Genomic DNA, 18,490 nt, shown 5'->3' on the forward strand with positions numbered 1-18,490 from the left:
GTTCTTTAAAGTGCTGAGTTTTTGAGCGGCTATCCCGAAGCTTCTGCACTGATGTTTTTTTGAAGCAGAAAATTTGGTTTTCAAAAGACGTCTAGTCCCGCTATCCGTTTCAATCTTTTGTGGTGAACCCCACCACAAAAGGATTTTCACTTCTATCGGGGCTAAATTAGAAGTTTCATTTTTACAAGAAACATATATTTCCAATCTAACCTTTGCAACGGATTTCAATCCGTTGCTACAAAATAAATCATCCCTACGGGATTTTTACAAGGAAGTTCCGAAGGAGCCAAACATATTGTAGGGATGGATTTTAATCCATCCTACGTATGAAGCTCGACAAAGAGGTAAATTTTAGAGAAAGAACCACACAGTTTGTCATTCCGAGGAACGAGGAATCTCCACAAGTAACTCGACAAAGATTGGTGTACTATTCTTCTAAGTTTCCATCAGGATATTTATAAAACTCTAAATCCAAGAGTTCTAATTTTGCATTTATTTTTTCATCGTTAAGTTCTTCAACTTCTCGATTTTGGAGTTTTTTAATCAAATCTTCGCTAGGTAGTTTTTTCGGATTAATTAAATTAATTGCCGATTCAAGAATTTTTGCGGTTTTAAATTTTTTATTTTTCTTCAATGCTTTTAATGTTTCAAAGCAATTTTGCCCACTAGAATTAAAAAAGTATTGATTAAATCCGCCATTATTTACTTCTGCCTCTAATTCTTCAATATAAGCTGTAGGACTTGAAATATTAGTTTGCTCTTTATCTGACGCAATTTGGCTTAAACAACTTGAAAATGTCATTAATAATAGGAGTAAAATTGAATTGAATAATTTCATTGTTTATAGTTGTGAATTTTACTTTGTCGAGCTACTTGCGGAGATCTCTCCTTCGTCGAGATGACAAGATTGTGTTTAAAAATAAAACTTTACGACTTAACGATATTATTAAAGAGGTCTATTATTTAATCCTAACCAATCTCCCTTTTCCAACAATTTCATCCAAGTAATTCGCAGACGAACTATTTTTATTATGCATGAAAAAAGGAATCGTATCTTTTGTAATCTGATCTTTTTGAATACTGATAATCAAATCCGTATTAATAAAGTTATCCAGTAATATTACATTGCCATAAGAGATTTTTCCTTTTGGTAAATATTTGTTGTCAAAAGCAAAAACACTATCCTTAAAAGTGATTTTATCTTTTTGAATATAAGCGCCATCCTCTTCAATCAAATAATGGTACCGACCATTAAGATGGCTTGTTTGCTGGTTGAAACCGATAAAAAACAAGGTTATTAGTAAAGCAAAATATTTCATAATGGTTTAACTGTATTGATTCATGAACTGCTGTACAACTGCATCTGTGTTCTCATTTCGTTTTTTTCTTTCCAGGACAATCGGCGGGGCTGCTCTTTCTAAACAGTCTTTTACGGCGCAAGTTTCGCAAGTTACGCCAACAATTCGTTTCACCAAAGGTTTTCCGTCAATGAGCTTGAATTTCTTTTTCATGGTCGGATTGATCAAAATTCCAACAGAAATACTTCGAATAGTATCATGCAGAAAAGGATCTTTCGTAGCCGATGAAAAAACCAAATATTCGTTGCCGCTATTGGCATAACTGGATATCTGCGCATCAAAAAAATGAGGTTTGTTTTGTTTGATCGCCTCGTCAATTGTTTTCATCGAAACCCATCTTCTGCAATAATGCTCATTGGTTTCATTCGCGTGCGGTTCCTGCTGATGCGTAATGTGAAGTTCTTTATTTATCTGATAAAAATCAGAACCAATTTTGTGAGATAATCTTAAAAAGAATAAGTTTTTCAACTGAAAATCTTTCGGCAATAAATTGGTCAATCGCTGATAAAATGATTCAGGCGAAACTTCAAAACTTTCAATTAATTGAACAAATTCTTCCGGTTTTGGATTTTCATTTTCTAAAAAAGAATTGATTTTATCTACAACCAATTTTCTCGGCAACAGTAAAGCACCGGCAAAGTAAGAAGCGTAAAAATTATTCAGAACCTGATCGAAATTTTCAAACTTAATCCAGCTGAAAGTCAGCAATCGATCAGAAATTTTTAGATAATTATAGGCTATTTCTTTAGCTAAAATAAAAGCTTTTTGCGGATCATCCAGTTCGGTTGAAAGCAATAAAGTTCGGCTTTTAGGGACATAAATAGAACGCAGATCGCCCAAAGCTTCCTGATCTGTAAAAGCGATTTCTTTTATGTTGTATTCGTATTCCTCTTTTAAAATCGCTTCCAGTTCTTCAATGCTTATTTTTGAGTCCAAATTGATTTGAAACGACTTCGAAAACGCAATTACTTTTTCTTCTAAATCTTCAAAATAATTGCTGTGCGCTTCCTGATACGAACGCAAAGCGGCCAAAAAGAAACTTTCGCGGCTTAAATTATAATGCTGTGCAATTTCGATAATCGTGCTGATAAACGCATTGACTTTTGCGGGAGCATTGGCAATAATATCAATTAAATCAGCCTCCTGAATCCCGAAAAGCTCTAGCGGAATTTCTTTTAAAATACCTGATTTTAAGATTTCACCAATTGGAGCAAGGTTGTTATCGAGTTTTAAAGAAACCATTTGGTCATAAGTCACGTCCAAATGTTTGCATAAAAGCAAAACTTTATCCGCTTTCGGATATTTTTTTCCTTTTTCAATCTCGTTTAAATATGATTTTGAAAGATTGGTCAGTTTGGCTAAGCCAAAAAGTGATAGGTTTTTTTGAGTACGAACCTGTTTCATTTTTAGCCCAAAAATCAGCTTTATATAGTCTTTTTCGATATCCATAATTCAAATGTAAGTAATCTAAAAATAATCGCCAAAAAAATATTTTTAAAATTTAGCGAACGTTCGCTTGTTTTGTAAAAAACTTTTTTATAACATTGTATCGTTGAAACTTGTTAATTATGAATTAGTTATGATTGAGTTGTTTTGGCGAAATAAAAACAATAAACAGAAAATCTGTTTTTAAAAATTAAAAATTAAAATCTGCAGCTATGAAAAACCAATTAGAGATCACTGAAATGGCTATAGAATTCCTGGCCGACAAAAAGCTTGCTTATCCAAAAATCTGGACAGAAGAAGCCACTGCGTTTATTATCGAATTGCATAAAAAATTCGAATCGCAAAGAAAATTACTGCTTTTACAGAGAGAACAGAAACAAGTCACTTTTGATCAGGGAATCCTGCCGGTTTTTATTCCGGAAACCAAAAGCATCAGAGAAAGTAATTGGACAGCTGGAGAAATTCCGAACGATTTATTGGATAGGAGAGTAGAAATTACCGGACCAGTTGACCGCAAAATGATTATCAATGCGTTGAATTCCGGTGCCAAAACTTTTATGGCCGATTTTGAAGACAGCACTTCGCCAACCTGGCAAAACCTGATGGATGGGCAGTTGAATTTAATCGACGCGGTTAACAAAACGATCACGTTTACCGATTTGGTTAAGCAGAAATCCTATCATTTAAACGAAAAAATCGCAACGCTGATTGTGCGCCCGAGAGGTTTGCATCTGCCGGAAAAACACATTCTGATTGAAGGAAAAGAAGCTTCGGGTTCTTTGGTAGATTTTGGTTTGTACGTGTTTCATAATCATAAACGACTTTTAGAAAGTAATTCTGGGCCATATTTCTACATTCCGAAATTGGAGCATTATCTGGAAGCGCGCTGGTGGAACAGTGTAATTGATTTTACAGAAGATTATCTGGATCTGAAAAGAGGAACCATAAAAGTGACGGTTTTAATTGAAACGATAACGGCAAGTTTTCAGTTGGATGAAATCATTTACGAACTCAGAGAACATATCGTGGGCTTGAACTGCGGGCGTTGGGATTATATTTTCTCCTACATCAAAAAGTTCAGAAAAAATCCAAAATTCATCGTTCCCGATCGAGATCAGGTAAATATGACTTCGCCTTTTATGAATGCGTATTCGAATCTGGTAATTCAAAGATGTCACAAACGAGGCATTCATGCGATTGGCGGAATGGCGGCTCAGATTCCGATTCGAAATAATGAAGAAGCCAATGCCATCGCTTTCACGAAAGTGAAAACCGATAAAGAGCGCGAAGTTCGCAACGGCCACGACGGAACCTGGGTAGCACATCCGGATTTGGTTGCTGTAGCAAAAGAAATTTTTGATAAAGGAATGCCAACTCCAAATCAGATTCATATCAAAAGAGAACATCGAAAAATCACAGAAGCCGATTTGATCGAACCGCCAATTGGATTAATCTCGGAAAATGGCGTTCGAAAAAATATCAATGTAGCCGTTTTATATCTGGCTTCATGGTTAAACGGACAAGGTGCCGCGGCTTTGCATAATTTGATGGAAGATGCTGCAACAGCTGAAATTTCAAGATCACAATTGTGGCAATGGCTTCAGAATAAAGTGGTTTTGGATAATGGCCAAAAACTTGATTTGGCTTATTATCATCAATTGGCCTTAGATGAATTTAGAAAAATCAAGGAAGAATTAGGAGAAGAAAATCATGAAAAACAGCAGTTTCCATTAGCTGAAAAATTGTTGGAAAGATTGGTTGTAAACCTACATTTTGTGGATTTCTTGACGATTCCTTGCTATAAATATTTATGAAAAATTAAAAATTGAGAATTAAAAATTAATTTTTTTTTACGCAGATTAAAACTTAAGCTTAAATAATTTAAACACATAGAAACATAGATTTTAGATTTTAAATAAAAAGGTAAAAGAAAAAAACTAGTTTTTCACACATAGTCCCGATAGCTATCGGGATGCATTACAACAAGTGAAACGCCTTTGCTCACAAAGGAAAGCTATGTTTCTATGTGTTTGAAAAAAAAATGTTCCAGTTAAAAACTGAACACTTAAAACTGTGACTGAACACTAAAATACTAACCACTTTAACTATACTATTTATGAAAACAACAGAAGACAGAATTCAGGAATTGATTAACGATTGGATTACGAACCCAAGATGGAAAGGAGTTGAGCGTCCTTACACTGCGAGTGAAGTAGTAACGCTTCAAGGGTCATATAAAATTGAGCATTCTATTGCCAAAATGGGTGCTGAGAAATTATGGAGAAAGTTAAAAAGTCAGGATTATGTTGCAGGTTTGGGAGCGTTGACTGGAAATCAGGCGATTCAGGAAGTCGATGCGGGGTTAGAAGCGATTTATTTAAGCGGATGGCAAGTTGCTGCTGATGCAAATTTGGCGGGCGAAATGTATCCTGACCAATCACTTTATCCGGTAAACAGCGTTCCGATGGTGGTTAAAAAAATTAATAATGCCTTGTTGCGTGCTGATCAGATTCAGACAGTAAACAATATTGAAGATAAAAAAGATTATTTGGTTCCGATTGTGGCTGATGCCGAAGCAGGTTTTGGCGGTAACTTAAATGCTTTCGAATTAATGAAATCGATGATTGAAGCAGGAGCGTCAGGTGTTCATTTTGAAGATCAGCTGAGTTCTGCTAAAAAGTGTGGACACTTGGGCGGGAAGGTTTTGGTTCCGACTCAGGAAGCGATCAATAAATTAATTGCTGCTAGATTAGCTTCAGATGTTATGGGTGTTTCAACGTTGATTGTTGCCCGAACAGATGCTGATGCAGCCAATTTATTGACAAGCGACGCAGACCCAAGAGACAGAAAATTTTTAACGGGAGAAAAAACAGCCGAAGGTTTCTTTTACGTAAAAAACGGAATCGAGCAGGGAATTGCAAGAGGTTTGAGTTACGCGCCTTATGCCGATTTAATTTGGATGGAAACCAGTAATCCCGATTTAGATTACGCCAGAAAATTTGCGAAAGCAATGAAAAAAGAATTTCCAGACAAAATGCTGGCGTACAATTGTTCTCCCTCTTTCAACTGGGCGGCGAAATTAACGGTTGCTGAAATGGAAACGTTCAGAGAAGATTTGGCTGCAATGGGATATAGTTTTCAGTTCATCACTTTAGCAGGTTTCCATGCTTTAAATACAAGTATGTTCGAACTGTCAAGAGCGTATAAAGAACGCGGAATGGCAGGATATTCTGAATTGCAGGAAAGAGAATTTGCTCTGCAGAAAAACGGCTTCAGAGCGGTAAAACATCAGGCTTTCGTTGGAACTTCTTATTTTGATGCGGTTCAAAACACGGTAATGTTAGGCAAATCTGCCATAACAGCAATGGAGCACTCTACAGAGGTTGAGCAATTTTAATTTTTTTTTCCGCCACAAATTCACGAATTATTTTTTTAATAAAAATTCGTGAATTTGTGGCGGAAAACTTTACTTTTTCAAAAGGCGAGCTTTCATTTTGCTGAAAAATTCTGGTGTTACGCCTATAAAAGAAGCGATTTGTTTTTGAGGAACTTTGTGCACTAAGGTTCCGTATTTTTTAGTAAACTTTTCGAAACGTTCTTCGGCAGGTAAACTTAAATTGTCCATCAATCTTTGCTGATTGGCAACTAATGAATTTTCAATCAGAATTCTGAAAAAGCGTTCCAGTTTCGGAATTTCAAGATACAATTGCTCCTGATTTTCTTTGGATAGCGAAACGACTTCTGCGTCCTCCAAAACTTCAATAAAAAGCTCTCCCGGTTTTTGCGAAAAATAACTGTACATATCGCTCATCCACCAGCCTTCGCAGGCGAAAGAAAGCACGTGTTCAACAATATTATCATTGATATTGAAACTTCTTAAAATCCCTGAATTTACAAAGTACGAATGTTTGCAGACTTCTCCAGCGTTCAATAAAAGCGTTTTGGCTTTGTAGGTGTTTGTTTCCAGTTTAGATAAAAAAAGTGCTTGTTCTTCCGGCGTCAGAGAAACGTGTTTGGCAATATTTTCAAGAATTAATGCCATTATTTTTTCTCGTCTATTAAAGTAAATGAAGTTGCTTTGAATCTGTCTCCTTTGATTTCTCCCGTAACTAAAGCTTTGCTTATGGCATTGCAGAAACCTTTTTCAGCGTGGGCATCTCCGTGATCGTGAATGGTTGTTCCATCAACGAAATATGATTTTCCGTCAATACGAACGGCTAAATCACAACTTTTGCCTTTCATACCAAATTGGCATTCTCCGCAAGAAGCTTCAACGACTGTTGGTTTATCAAACTTTTTTTTGTCTTGTGCCTGTACTGCGATTCCGATGAATAGGAATGTTGCTAAAAGTATATTTTTCATATTTAAGAATTTATAGTTATTAATTTTGCCGTTCCTTTGGCTCGTTCGGTTATTTCGTTAATTGGAGTCGAAAGTGTATCGTGACTTAAAACAACTCCCATTCGGCGGTAAGGTCTGGAAGTTGGTTTACCAAAAATTCTGAAATCGGTTTTGGGTAAAGCAGCGACTTTCTCGATTCCGCTAAAAGTTGGATTTGCAGAATCCTCTGATGCTAAAATTACAGCACTTGCTCCGGCTTTTTCTAAAGTGATTTCGAAAATTGGGAGACTTAAAATGGCTCTTAAATGCAATTCGAATTCGTTGAAATTCTGCGTTCCCGCCAAAGTTACCATTCCGGTATCGTGAGGACGAGGAGAAAGTTCAGAGAAATAAACGCCTTCATTCGTTAAGAAAAATTCAACACCAAAAAGTCCTGCGCCACCAAGAGCTTCTGTGATTTTTTCGGCCATATCTTGAGCTTCATATAAATCTTTTTCTGAAACTAAAGCCGGTTGCCAGCTTTCCTGATAGTCGCCACGCTCTTGTCTGTGGCCAATTGGAGCACAAAACAAAGTTGGATTATTATTTTGAGTTATGGTCAAAAGTGTAATTTCTGAATTAAAATCTACAAAAGCTTCTACAATAACTTCGATAACATCACCACGAGAACCAGCAACGGCATATTGCCATGCTTTTTCAATATCGCTTTCTGTTTTTATTGTCGATTGCCCTTTTCCTGATGAAGACATTAGAGGTTTTACCACACACGGAATACCAACTTCCTGAACGGCTTTTTGCAATTCTTCAGCCGAAGTTGCGTATTGGTATTTGGCTGTTCTTAGTCCAAGTTCTTTTGCTGCCAAATCACGAATGGCTTTACGATTCATAGTAAAGTTGGCCGCTTTCGCTGAAGGAACAACGGTGATTCCTTGTTTTTCGTAATCGTAAAAACGTTCGGTGCGAATGGCTTCTATTTCTGGAACGATAAAGTCTGGTTGGTGTTTGGCTACGATTCGGTCAAGCGCCTCGCCATCAAGCATATTGATGACTTCAAAACCGTGAGCAACCTGCATTGCGGGTGCGTTTTCGTAACTGTCAACTGCAATTATGGTTTGTCCGATCCGTTGTGCGGCAATGACAAATTCTTTGCCTAATTCGCCTGAACCTAGGAGTAGTATTTTCATTTTGGAAAGTTGTAATGTTTAGAGTAGTAAAAGTAGGGAAAAATGTTTTTAACCACAAAGTTCTATTGGTTTGTGTTAGCGTAGAGGCGCACTGCAGTGCGTCTAACCGCAAAGTTTTTTTACCGCAAAGAGCGCGAAGGAATACGCAAAGGTCGCTAGGTTTTTGTTTTTAAGATTAAAAAGCTCGCGAAGAATTTTTTACAAAGATTTTGCAGATTCGGCGGATTTAATTTAATTGAGTTTTTTTGATTTTAAAGCAAAGTGACCATACAGTTTGTCATTTCGACGAAGGAGAAATCTCCGCGAGTAGCTCGACAAAAATTTGCTTATAGGAACGGAGTTGCTTGTGGAGATTTCTCCTTCGTCGAAATGACAAGATTGAGGGAAAGCAAAAGCTCGCAAAGAATTTTTCACGCAGATTTTGCAGATTCGGCGGATTTAATTTAATTGAAATTTTTTGATTTTAAAGCAAAGTGACCATGCAGTTTGTCATTTCGACGAAGGAGAAATCTCCGCGAGTAGCTCGACAAAAATTTGCTTATAGGAATGGAGTTGCTTGTGGAGATTTCTCCTTCGTCGAAATGACAATATTGAGGAAAAGCAAAAAGTAAAAAGCAAAAAGTTCGCAAAAATTATAAAAATCTTTGCGAACCTTTGCGTAATTCTTTGTGCTCTTTGCGGTAAAAAAACTTTGCGGTTAAATAGTAATCTTAATGAAACTGATCCTCTTCAATTTCGAATTCAGCATCTTTTTCCCAGATTTCCATTTCGCAGGGTTTGCAGTTGAATTTTAGTTTATATTCAAGCTCGCCCTGTTTTAATACCAATGGTTCTTTTACCTTGACACCAACGATATCTTTTTGGTGTATCGGGCATTTTTTCAATTCGTATTTGATGCAATATTTGGTTGTCATTACACGAGATTTACCTGGATCCCATTGTAATTCGAATGCTTTTTCGATTTCGGTAACACCATGACGTTCGTAGAATTTACGAGCGGTTTTGTTGGAAACGTTGTACATGAAATCCAGTTTGGTTTCTGGATAAGGATGTGACGTTTTTACCAATTGATGTTCTTCGCGAACGTAATTTGCCAGACGAATTTCTGATAATTGTTCAAAAACATTTCTTCTCATTTCGTTGATTTTTGAAATAGGAAGGAACCAGTTTTGAGAGAACATCACATTGATTTCATCAGCGCTGTAAGGTGTAAATCCAGTCTTTGCCAATTGAACTTTAATGTTTTCTTCGATAGATTCGCCTGTTTTCGTTTGTTCTTTCGGGTGTTCTAATTTTACTGTGCTTACGTTTCCGTCTTCATCGGTTGCGATTAATTCAAAACCGTTTTCATTTTCGGTAAGCAATAAAGTAGTTCCAATTTTACGGATGGCGCTGTCTTCTCTTTCAACAATTTTGATGAAAGCAGCGTCGTTATTTCTATAGATGAAAGTTCCGTCTTTGATTTCTTTTAAAACGTTTGGATATACTTTTCCGTTTTCGGCTTTGTTTACGTAGATTCCGTCGGCTTCGTTATTTTCGTTGATGAAGCAAAGTCCGTCACCATTGTTTAACAGTTCGCCGTTTTCGATTTCGTAAGCACCGCCAACAGTTCTAATCAATTTACCAATATATTGTCCTTTTGATTTTGGGCTTTCCCAAGAACCAATAGAGCTGTGTCTTTCGTTTACAAAATAATCGGTATAACCACGGTTGAAAGTTCTGTTTAAAGCAGAATCGAAAGTATACGTGCATTTTCCAGAAGAAGCTTTGATGTATTTGTCGCTTCCTTCTAAATAGCTGTCTAATTTTTGGCGCAGATAAGATACGTTGTTTTTTACGTAAGCCACATCTTTTAATCGTCCCTCGATTTTGAAAGAAACGATTCCTGCTTCAATTAGATTCGGAATTTGATCTGAAACGTCTAAATCTTTAATCGAAAGCAAGTGACTGTTTCTGATTAAAGTATCTCCGTTTCCGTCGATTAAGTTATAAGGTAAACGGCAGTTTTGTGCGCATGAACCGCGGTTCGCGCTACGTTCTCCGTTTGCGACACTCATATAACAGTTTCCGCTGAAAGATACACATAATGCACCGGTTACGAAAAACTCTAATTCGACATCAGCGTGGTCGTATATTGTTTTAATTTGATGCAGATTTAGTTCGCGTGCTAGAACCACACGTTTAATGCCAGCGTCTTTTAAGAATTTGATTTTATCAGCATCGCGATTGTTGGCCTGCGTACTGGCGTGAAGAACGATAGGAGGCAAGTCCATTTCCATAATTGCCATATCCTGAATAATCAGGGCATCGACACCAATATCGTATAATTCCCAGATCATGGCACGGCAGGTTTCTAGTTCGTTGTCATACAAAATAGTATTGATAACTACAAAGACCTGTGCGTTAAATAGATGCGCGTATTTTACCAACTCAGCGACATCTTCAATAGAGTTGTTGGCGTTTGAGCGCGCTCCAAATTGAGGAGCACCAATATATACGGCATCGGCTCCGCTATTTATGGCAGCCATTCCTCCAATTAAATCTTTAGCAGGAGCTAATATTTCGATTTTCTTCTTCATTTCTAAAACTTTAGACTTTTGTGGTATTCCCGAAAAAAAGTGTGCAAAGGTCTAATAAATTATTTGAGTTTGCTAGTGATGGAGCGATTTTTTTGAATTTGTTAACTTAATATGGAATAAAGATAAATGTAGTTCTGTTTATTTGATAGGTTCGTAAATAAGTTGTACAACTCCTGATTTGAAAATATTAGTTTTGAGCAATCTTAATTGAAGTCGTTTTTTTAAGTCTTCAAATAGAGGTTTTCCGCTTCCTAAAGCTATTGGGTGAACCGAAATTCTGTACGTGTCAATAAGATTTAATTGTATGAAGGTTTTAATAATACTTGCGCCGCCATATAGCCAAATATCTCCTCCCGATTGTTTTTTAATCTCATTTACTTTAGTGGCAATGTCAGTATTTATAAATGTAGCATTGTTGTCTTGTCTGCTTTGATTAGAAAAAACATATTTCTTTTTTGAGTGTACGCCTTCCCAAAGTTTTTTTTCAGCATTATCGACATTTGCGTCAGGTTGAAAATTACCCCAAGAATCATAACTTACTCTGCCATAAAAAATAGTATCTATGCTTGCTAAGAATTCGTCAAAATCCATTTCTTCATCCATAATGCACCAGTCAATTTCTCCATTTGGGCCTTCAATAAAGCCATCTAGGGTTACAGCTAAATCTAGAATTACTTTTTTCATTTGTTGTACTATTATATGTTTGATTGAGGAATGTAAGATAGTTTTTTTATAGAACTAATTTGTTTTTAGTGCTGATAAAAAATAAAAAACCACCCGATCCGAAGATCGAGCAGTTCTCAAAAAAAAAAGCATGAATCGATTAATTTGCTCTCATTTTAATTTGTGATAAAGTATTTTGAATACTATTTAGTTGTTTGGAAACAATGTACACCTGATCATGTTCCAAATGATTTTCTTCTAGAGCCATTTTATATTTTTCGATTGCGGCTTCTTCGCCGGTAACGCAAGCATTTATGATAGCTTCAGTATCGCCTCCTGTAAAGGCCGATTTTATATCAATCCAAGTTCGGTGTAAAGCGCCAAGCGGGCCGCCGCCAGAAGTATCGGTAGATTTTCCTAATTTATTGATTTCGTCCTGCAGTTCTACAATAAATAAGGCTCTTTCGCGGGCATATTCTAGAAAATCAGTTTTTATTGCTTGGTTTTCTACGTGTTCGGCAGCATTTGTATATCCTAGTTTTCCATCTTCAAGAATTGAAATTAATCCTTCTAAGGTTTTAATGGTTTCTTGTGTGGTTTCATCTGTATGTATCATGACATATAATTTTTGAAATTAATAGGTTACAAAGTTTGCAATTATAATATGCTTTGTTTTACAGGATTACATTCGGGATTTTATAATATTGTGGAATGGGAATTTTGAAAGGTCTATTTGGTGTTTCTCGCAGATTTAGCAGATCTTGGGGATTTTTTTTCTTTTTGAAAATGGATTATCTCGTTCACCGTTTTGCGTGAGGGATAGCAGTGAAAAGCCCACAGCCTGACGAAGGAAGTGCGAGGACTTGTAACGAATAGCCCGACCCGGAGGGGCACGCCCAAAATAATCGCATAAAAAAACAGCTTAAAGTATAAAAGTGATGAAACTTTTGAACCTTAAGCCGTTTTTATAAAACTTAGAATATTGTTATGCAGTCAAAGCTTCTTTGATTCTGCGTAATGCTTCTGTTAAAATATCGTTGCTAGTCGCATAAGAGAAACGAATACAGTTTGGATTTCCGAAAGCATCTCCAGTTACTGTCGCCACGTTTGCTTCTGCTAAAAGATACATAGAAACATCGTTTGCATCTTTAATTTCGTGTCCTTTTAAAGTTTTTCCGAAGAAAGAAGAAACGTCTGGGAAAACGTAGAACGCGCCTTCCGGAACATTGATTTTTACTCCTGGAATTTCTTTTAATAATCCAACCACTAAATCTCTACGACCGTGGAAAGCTTCAACCATATGGTTTAAAGCGCTTGGATCAGCATCTACTGCAGTAATTGTAGCGCGTTGTGCTACAGAATTTGCACCAGAAGTTACTTGCCCTTGAATTTTTGTACAGGCTTTTGCAATAAACTCAGGCGCTCCAATATAACCAATTCTGTATCCAGTCATCGCAAATGCTTTTGCAACTCCGTTTACTGTAATTGTTTTTTCTAACATTCCAGGAATAGATCCGATGCTGCAGAAAGTTCCAGAGAAATTGATGTGCTCGTAAATTTCATCTGAAACAACGTAAATATTAGGGTGTTTTTCTAAAACTTTTGCAAGAGCAGTTAACTCTTCTCTGCTGTAAACAGAACCTGAAGGGTTACAAGGAGAAGAGAACCACATCATTTTTGTTTTTGGTGTGATAGCCGCTTCCAATTGTTCTGGTGTCATTTTGAAATCTGTTTCTACAGATGTTGGAACTTCAACCGGAACTCCGCCAGAAAGTTTTACGATTTCGAAATAAGAAACCCAGTAAGGTGCTGGTAAAATTACCTCGTCACCGTCGTTTAACATTACTTGCGCAATGTTGTATAATGATTGTTTTGCTCCTGTAGAAACTACAATTTGAGTTGGTTTGTACTCTAAATCGTTATCTCTTTTGAATTTTCTGCAAATTGCTTCTCTCAATTCTAAGTAACCTTCTACTGGAGAGTATGTGCTATAATTTTCGTCTACGGCTTTTTTTACGGCTTCTTTAATGAAGTCAGGCGTGTTGAAGTCAGGTTCGCCTAAACTTAAACTAATAATGTCTTTTCCTTGTGCTTTTAATTCGCGTGCCAATGCAGCCATTGCTAATGTTTGCGATGTCGCTAAGTTGTTGATTCTGTCCGAAAGAATATGATTCATTATAAAATTTTTGAATGTCCTTAATTTGCTGTCGATTAAGGAAGGTTAATTATTAATAGATTTCTTTTAGTTTAAACTGCTAATTCCGGTTTCATTCCCAATTCACGTAAATGCTTGAAGTGAGCAATAACAGCACTTCGCATTGTTTTATATTCGTAGTAAGGCAAATTGCATTCTTTGGCCGTTTCTTTTACAATCTTTGCAATTTTACCGTAATGAATATGACTGATATTTGGAAAAATATGGTGTTCAATCTGGTGGTTTAATCCGCCTGTATACCAATTTACGATTGCGTTTTTAGGTGCGAAATTAGTTGTTGTGTATAATTGGTGGATAGCCCAAGTGTTATCCATTTCCCCTAATTCATTTGGAGTTGGATTTGTAGTATGATCCACTACGTGAGCCAATTGAAACACGATGCTTAGGATTAATCCAGCGGTATAATGCATAACGAAAAATCCAATAAGCACTTTCCACCAAGTGATTCCAATAAGAATTGGAAGAACAATCCAGATAGAAAGATATATCATTTTAGTGATAATTAAAGTTGTCCAAAGAATTTTGGGGCTTTTTGGTTCACCGTAAGATAATTTTCTTTTCAGGTAATTGCGCATCTGCTTAAAGTCTGTTGTAAGCGCCCAATTGAAAGTTAATAATCCGTATAAGAAAACAGAATAATAATGTTGAAAACGGTGAAAACGATGCCACTCAGCGTGTTTTGTAAAACGAATAATACGGCCTGCATCTAAATCTTCGTCATGTCCTGGAATGTTGGTATAAGTATGATGAAGGACATTATGCTGCACCTGCCAGTTGTATACATTTCCTGCCAGAACATAAATGGTACCGCCCATGAATTTATTAATCCAATTTTTAGTCGAATAAGAACCATGATTTCCATCATGCATTACGTTCATTCCAACGCCTGCCATTCCAATTCCGATGACGATTGATAAAAGCAGCATGACCCAAAACGGCATATTAAGCGTAAGGATTAAAAAGTATGGAGTTAAAAAAACAGCGAATAGAATAACAGCTTTTAAATGTAATTGCCAGTTTCCGGTTTTTTTGATATTATTTTCTTTAAAGTAATTGTTAACGCGAGAGTTAAGCGTTCTAAAAAACTTTAAATTGTCTTGCCGTGCAAAAGTTGGAGCGGTGTTATTCATAATTAATTTAAATAGATTTCAAAGGTAATTATTATAAATTTTCAATTTGCAAAATTGAGTTAAATATTTCAATCGTAAAGTAGTACTTTTGTTAAAAAATTATAGCAATGGATGAGATATTGAAATATTTTCCCAATTTGACCGATCTTCAGATTGAACAATTTCAAAAATTAGACTTTTTATACCACGATTGGAATGAAAAAATCAATGTTATTTCTCGTAAAGACATCGATTCATTATATACAAAACACATTTTACATTCATTAGGAATTGCCAAAGTGATGAAATTTGAACCAGGAGCAACAGTTCTAGATGTTGGAACAGGAGGAGGTTTTCCTGGAATTCCGTTAGCGATTCTTTTTCCGGAAACCCGTTTTTATTTGATTGATGTTATTGCCAAAAAAATCAGAGTGGTTCAAGGTGTTGTTGATGCATTAGAATTAAAGAACGTAAAAGCAGAACAAAAACGTGCTGAGCTGGTAAAAGGCGACTTCGATTTTATTGTAAGCCGCGCCGTTACCAATATGCCTGATTTTGTTTCGTGGATAAAAGACAAAATAAAAAAACAGCATAAGCATACTTTAAAAAATGGAATTCTGTATTTAAAAGGCGGTGATTTAACCGAAGAATTAAAAGATTTTCCAAATGCTACTTTGTATGACTTGTCAGAAATGTTTGAGGATGAGTTTTTTGAGACTAAAAAAGTGGTGCATCTTCCTTTAAAATTTAAACCTTAAGTAAAAAACAACCCGTTTAGAAAAACTAAACGGGTTGTTTTTTGAACTGAGTATAAATTAAGAAGCTTTTTTAGGGAAATTTAAAAAGCTGTTTGCTTTATGATCTAAATTATTTATAAGGCCGTGAATCCCATTTTCCAATGCTTCAATTGAATATTCAAATTGATCGTCAAAGAAAAACTCTCTGCAAATCACGGGTTCACTTGATGAATCGTAGATTGCTTCATCGCTTTCATCCAACTCATCATTTTTATAAGGATTTGGGTGGGTCTGGATCAAGTTGACAATAGTTTTAGCAAACCATTTATCGAAGTTTTTCTGTTTTGGCGTAATATGCCGCACTAAAAGTACCAATCCGACAAGGTCATTTTGCAAAAAGTAAGAGCCTTTGCGGTATCTTGCATCTATCATTGCCACATTCATTAATGCAATCCATAATGCGCCATTTATTGATCCAGCTGCTGAAATTTCAAAATCGGTGTCAAATAATAGCGGATTGGTCTGTCCGGGGTTATCGATAGAACACCAAAGAGCTTCAATACGTTTTTGTGTATCATTGGTTGATTGGCTGTAACCAGTAAAACGCCAGTACACCCATTCTAACAGCGCTGCCGTTAAACCAATAGAACCTTTATGGTTTATTTGCATTAAAGTATTTTCCAATTGTTCATTTCCTTCTACGGCATCTAAAAGCTTGTTTATTTTCTTTTTTGTCCATTTGTAATCAATAGGATGGCCAATGCATTCTGATTTTATTATCGCTTTTGGAACATTGTTTAGATTTCTCATAATACTAATTTTTATATTGTTTATTTGATGTTTGAATTATGAGACAAAATTATGAGTATGAATTTTTTAAGAGCTGAGAAAGAAGCTTAAAAAATCTCAAAATAAGCTTTTTATAATGTCTAAACAATTGATTTTTATATAATAAGAAAAATACTACAATTTTAAAAAGAGTAGCATTTAAAAGCTATTTAAAATATAAATAAGGACAAGATAAAAAAAGCGAAAAGCCAATTCCTTGAGAGAATTGGCTTTGTTTATATCATTCAGTTTTAAAATTAACCTAAGAAAGGATATCTGTAATCTTCTGGAGTTACAAAAGTTTCTTTGATAGTTCTTGGAGAAGCCCAACGCAATAAGTTCAATGCAGAACCTGCTTTGTCATTAGTTCCAGATGCTCTTGCTCCACCAAATGGCTGCATTCCTACAACAGCTCCAGTTGGCTTATCGTTGATGTAGAAGTTACCAGCAGAATTTTGCAGTTTAGTTGTAGCTACTTCAATAGCGTAACGGTCTTGGCTAAATACAGCTCCTGTTAAAGCGTACTCAGAAGTAGTGTCTACTAATTCAAGAGTTTCTTCCCATTTCGCATCTTCGTAAACATAAATAGTGATAACTGGTCCGAACAACTCAGTTTCCATTGTAGTGTATTTTGGATTTGTAGTTACAATAACTGTTGGCTCAATAAAGTATCCGACAGATTTATCGTAATTTCCTCCAACGATGATTTCTGCGTCAGCATCTTTTTTAGCTTGATCGATATAACTTGCTAATTTATCAAAAGAACCTTCGTGAATAACTGCTGTAATGAAGTTTCCGAAATCTTCTGGAGAACCCATTTTCATAGATTTTACATCAGCAATTAACTGTTCTTTTACAGCTGGCCATAAACTTTGCGGAATGTAAGCTCTAGAAGCGGCAGAACATTTTTGCCCTTGGAATTCAAAAGCTCCACGAGTGATTCCTGTAACCACTTGTTTTACGTTTGCACTTGGGTGAGCAATGATAAAATCTTTACCTCCAGTTTCTCCAACGATTCTTGGATAAGTTTTGTAGTTGTGGATATTTGCGCCAATTTTAGCCCAAATATCTTTAAATACATGAGTTGATCCTGTAAAGTGAACACCAGCAAAATCGCGGCTTGCTAAAACAGTATCAGTAATCATTAAAGCGTCTCCAAAAACTACGTTAATAACTCCGTCAGGAACTCCAGCTTCTTTGAAAACTTCTAAAATGATTTTTGTAGAAAATACTTGGCTATCGCTTGGTTTCCAAACTACAACGTTACCCATCATTGCGGCACTTGCCGGAAGATTTGCAGCGATTGCAGTAAAGTTGAATGGAGTAATTGCGTAAACAAAACCTTCTAATGGTCTGTATTCTACACGGTTCCAAACAGAAGAATCTGATTTTGGCTGATCGTTGTAGATTTGAGTCATGAACTCAACATTGTAACGTAAAAAGTCGATTAATTCGCAAGCAGCGTCAATTTCAGCTTGGTGAATATTTTTTGACTGTCCAATCATTGTAGCTGCGTTAATGCGAGCTCTGTATGGTCCAGCGATAAGTTCGGCAGCTTTTAAGAAAATAGCAGCACGCTGTTCCCATGCCAAGTTTGCCCATGCTTTTCTTGATTCTAGTGCATTGGCGATTGCTTTTTCGATATGTTGTTTTTCAGCTAAATGATATTTTCCAACTACGTGCTGGTGATCATGAGGAGCTGTAATGTTTCTTGTGTTTCCAGTTCTAATTTCTTCGTTTCCAATATATAAAGGAACGTCAATTTGAGAATTCCACATTGTGGTATAAGCAGCTTGAACAGCAGCTTTTTCTGGTGAGTTTGGCGCGTAGCTCTTTACAGGCTCGTTTACCGCTTTTGGTACATGAAAAAATCCTTTAAGCATGTTATTTAAAATTTTGTGAATTAGACAATTTAAAATTAGACGTTTTGTTTTGTTACGAATAATCTAACGCTGCACAAAAGTACAAAGGATAAATTAATAAATTGACAATTTTATGATTAAGATAACGATAAAAAGCTATAGATGTAA

Annotated in this window: 16 protein-coding genes; 3 read left to right on the forward strand and 13 right to left on the reverse strand. The window is 36.0% G+C overall.

Features of this window, described 5'->3' with window-relative positions; translation table 11 throughout:
• Positions 1 to 427 precede the first annotated feature (427 nt).
• From N4T20_RS08470 to N4T20_RS08480, 3 genes are all read right to left on the reverse strand, one after another.
• Positions 428 to 838: a DMP19 family protein gene (locus N4T20_RS08470; RefSeq protein ID WP_260672603.1), complete on the reverse strand. Its 411-nt coding sequence runs from the start codon at positions 836 to 838 to the stop codon at positions 428 to 430.
• A gap of 121 nt (positions 839 to 959) precedes the next feature.
• A complete protein-coding gene (locus N4T20_RS08475) occupies positions 960 to 1,319 on the reverse strand; it encodes a hypothetical protein (RefSeq protein WP_260672604.1) in 360 nt (119 codons plus the stop codon).
• A 6-nt stretch (positions 1,320 to 1,325) separates the two neighbouring features.
• Complete coding sequence (locus tag N4T20_RS08480; protein WP_260672605.1) at positions 1,326 to 2,807, reverse strand: helix-turn-helix domain-containing protein; 1,482 nt, start codon at positions 2,805 to 2,807, stop codon at positions 1,326 to 1,328.
• 209 nt (positions 2,808 to 3,016) lie between these two features.
• Here N4T20_RS08480 and aceB point away from each other — a divergent pair, with 209 nt between their 5' ends.
• Complete coding sequence (gene aceB, locus N4T20_RS08485) at positions 3,017 to 4,618, forward strand: malate synthase A (protein ID WP_260672606.1); 1,602 nt, start codon at positions 3,017 to 3,019, stop codon at positions 4,616 to 4,618.
• 302 nt (positions 4,619 to 4,920) lie between these two features.
• On the forward strand, positions 4,921 to 6,201 hold the full coding sequence (aceA, locus tag N4T20_RS08490; RefSeq protein WP_260672607.1) for an isocitrate lyase: 1,281 nt from the start codon (positions 4,921 to 4,923) through the stop codon (positions 6,199 to 6,201).
• 69 nt (positions 6,202 to 6,270) lie between these two features.
• On the opposite strand, the gene N4T20_RS08495 is transcribed toward aceA, so the two are convergent.
• From N4T20_RS08495 to N4T20_RS08530, 8 genes are all read right to left on the reverse strand, one after another.
• Positions 6,271 to 6,846: a Crp/Fnr family transcriptional regulator gene (locus tag N4T20_RS08495; protein ID WP_260672608.1), complete on the reverse strand. Its 576-nt coding sequence runs from the start codon at positions 6,844 to 6,846 to the stop codon at positions 6,271 to 6,273.
• Positions 6,846 to 7,166, reverse strand: a complete 321-nt coding sequence (locus tag N4T20_RS08500) for a DUF6370 family protein (protein ID WP_260672609.1) — start codon at positions 7,164 to 7,166, stop codon at positions 6,846 to 6,848. Before N4T20_RS08500 ends, N4T20_RS08495 begins: the two co-directional genes overlap by 1 nt.
• Positions 7,167 to 7,168: 2 nt before the next feature.
• Positions 7,169 to 8,329, reverse strand: a complete 1,161-nt coding sequence (purT, locus tag N4T20_RS08505; protein ID WP_260672610.1) for a formate-dependent phosphoribosylglycinamide formyltransferase — start codon at positions 8,327 to 8,329, stop codon at positions 7,169 to 7,171.
• Between the two features lie 710 nt (positions 8,330 to 9,039).
• Positions 9,040 to 10,908 (reverse strand): peptidase U32 family protein, encoded by a 1,869-nt coding sequence (locus tag N4T20_RS08510; RefSeq protein ID WP_260672611.1) that lies wholly within the window; start codon positions 10,906 to 10,908, stop codon positions 9,040 to 9,042.
• Between the two features lie 138 nt (positions 10,909 to 11,046).
• Positions 11,047 to 11,592 (reverse strand): dihydrofolate reductase family protein, encoded by a 546-nt coding sequence (locus N4T20_RS08515; RefSeq protein ID WP_260672612.1) that lies wholly within the window; start codon positions 11,590 to 11,592, stop codon positions 11,047 to 11,049.
• A 139-nt stretch (positions 11,593 to 11,731) separates the two neighbouring features.
• The gene (locus N4T20_RS08520; RefSeq protein WP_260672613.1) at positions 11,732 to 12,187 is read right to left on the reverse strand and encodes a ferritin-like domain-containing protein; all 456 of its coding nucleotides are present in this window, start codon (positions 12,185 to 12,187) and stop codon (positions 11,732 to 11,734) included.
• Between the two features lie 369 nt (positions 12,188 to 12,556).
• Positions 12,557 to 13,747, reverse strand: coding sequence for a pyridoxal phosphate-dependent aminotransferase (locus tag N4T20_RS08525; protein ID WP_260672614.1), 1,191 nt, complete (start codon positions 13,745 to 13,747; stop codon positions 12,557 to 12,559).
• A gap of 71 nt (positions 13,748 to 13,818) precedes the next feature.
• On the reverse strand, positions 13,819 to 14,916 hold the full coding sequence (locus tag N4T20_RS08530; protein ID WP_260672615.1) for a fatty acid desaturase family protein: 1,098 nt from the start codon (positions 14,914 to 14,916) through the stop codon (positions 13,819 to 13,821).
• 107 nt (positions 14,917 to 15,023) lie between these two features.
• Between N4T20_RS08530 and rsmG the strand changes: the two genes are divergently transcribed.
• Positions 15,024 to 15,653, forward strand: coding sequence for a 16S rRNA (guanine(527)-N(7))-methyltransferase RsmG (rsmG, locus tag N4T20_RS08535; RefSeq protein ID WP_260672616.1), 630 nt, complete (start codon positions 15,024 to 15,026; stop codon positions 15,651 to 15,653).
• A 57-nt stretch (positions 15,654 to 15,710) separates the two neighbouring features.
• On the opposite strand, the gene N4T20_RS08540 is transcribed toward rsmG, so the two are convergent.
• Both N4T20_RS08540 and pruA read right to left on the reverse strand, forming a co-directional pair.
• The gene (locus N4T20_RS08540; protein ID WP_260672617.1) at positions 15,711 to 16,442 is read right to left on the reverse strand and encodes a hypothetical protein; all 732 of its coding nucleotides are present in this window, start codon (positions 16,440 to 16,442) and stop codon (positions 15,711 to 15,713) included.
• Positions 16,443 to 16,717: 275 nt separating this feature from the next.
• A complete protein-coding gene (gene pruA / locus N4T20_RS08545) occupies positions 16,718 to 18,343 on the reverse strand; it encodes an L-glutamate gamma-semialdehyde dehydrogenase (protein WP_260672618.1) in 1,626 nt (541 codons plus the stop codon).
• Between the last annotated feature and the right edge of the window lie 147 nt (positions 18,344 to 18,490).

The organism is Flavobacterium sp. TR2 (assembly GCF_025252405.1).
Classification (GTDB): domain Bacteria; phylum Bacteroidota; class Bacteroidia; order Flavobacteriales; family Flavobacteriaceae; genus Flavobacterium.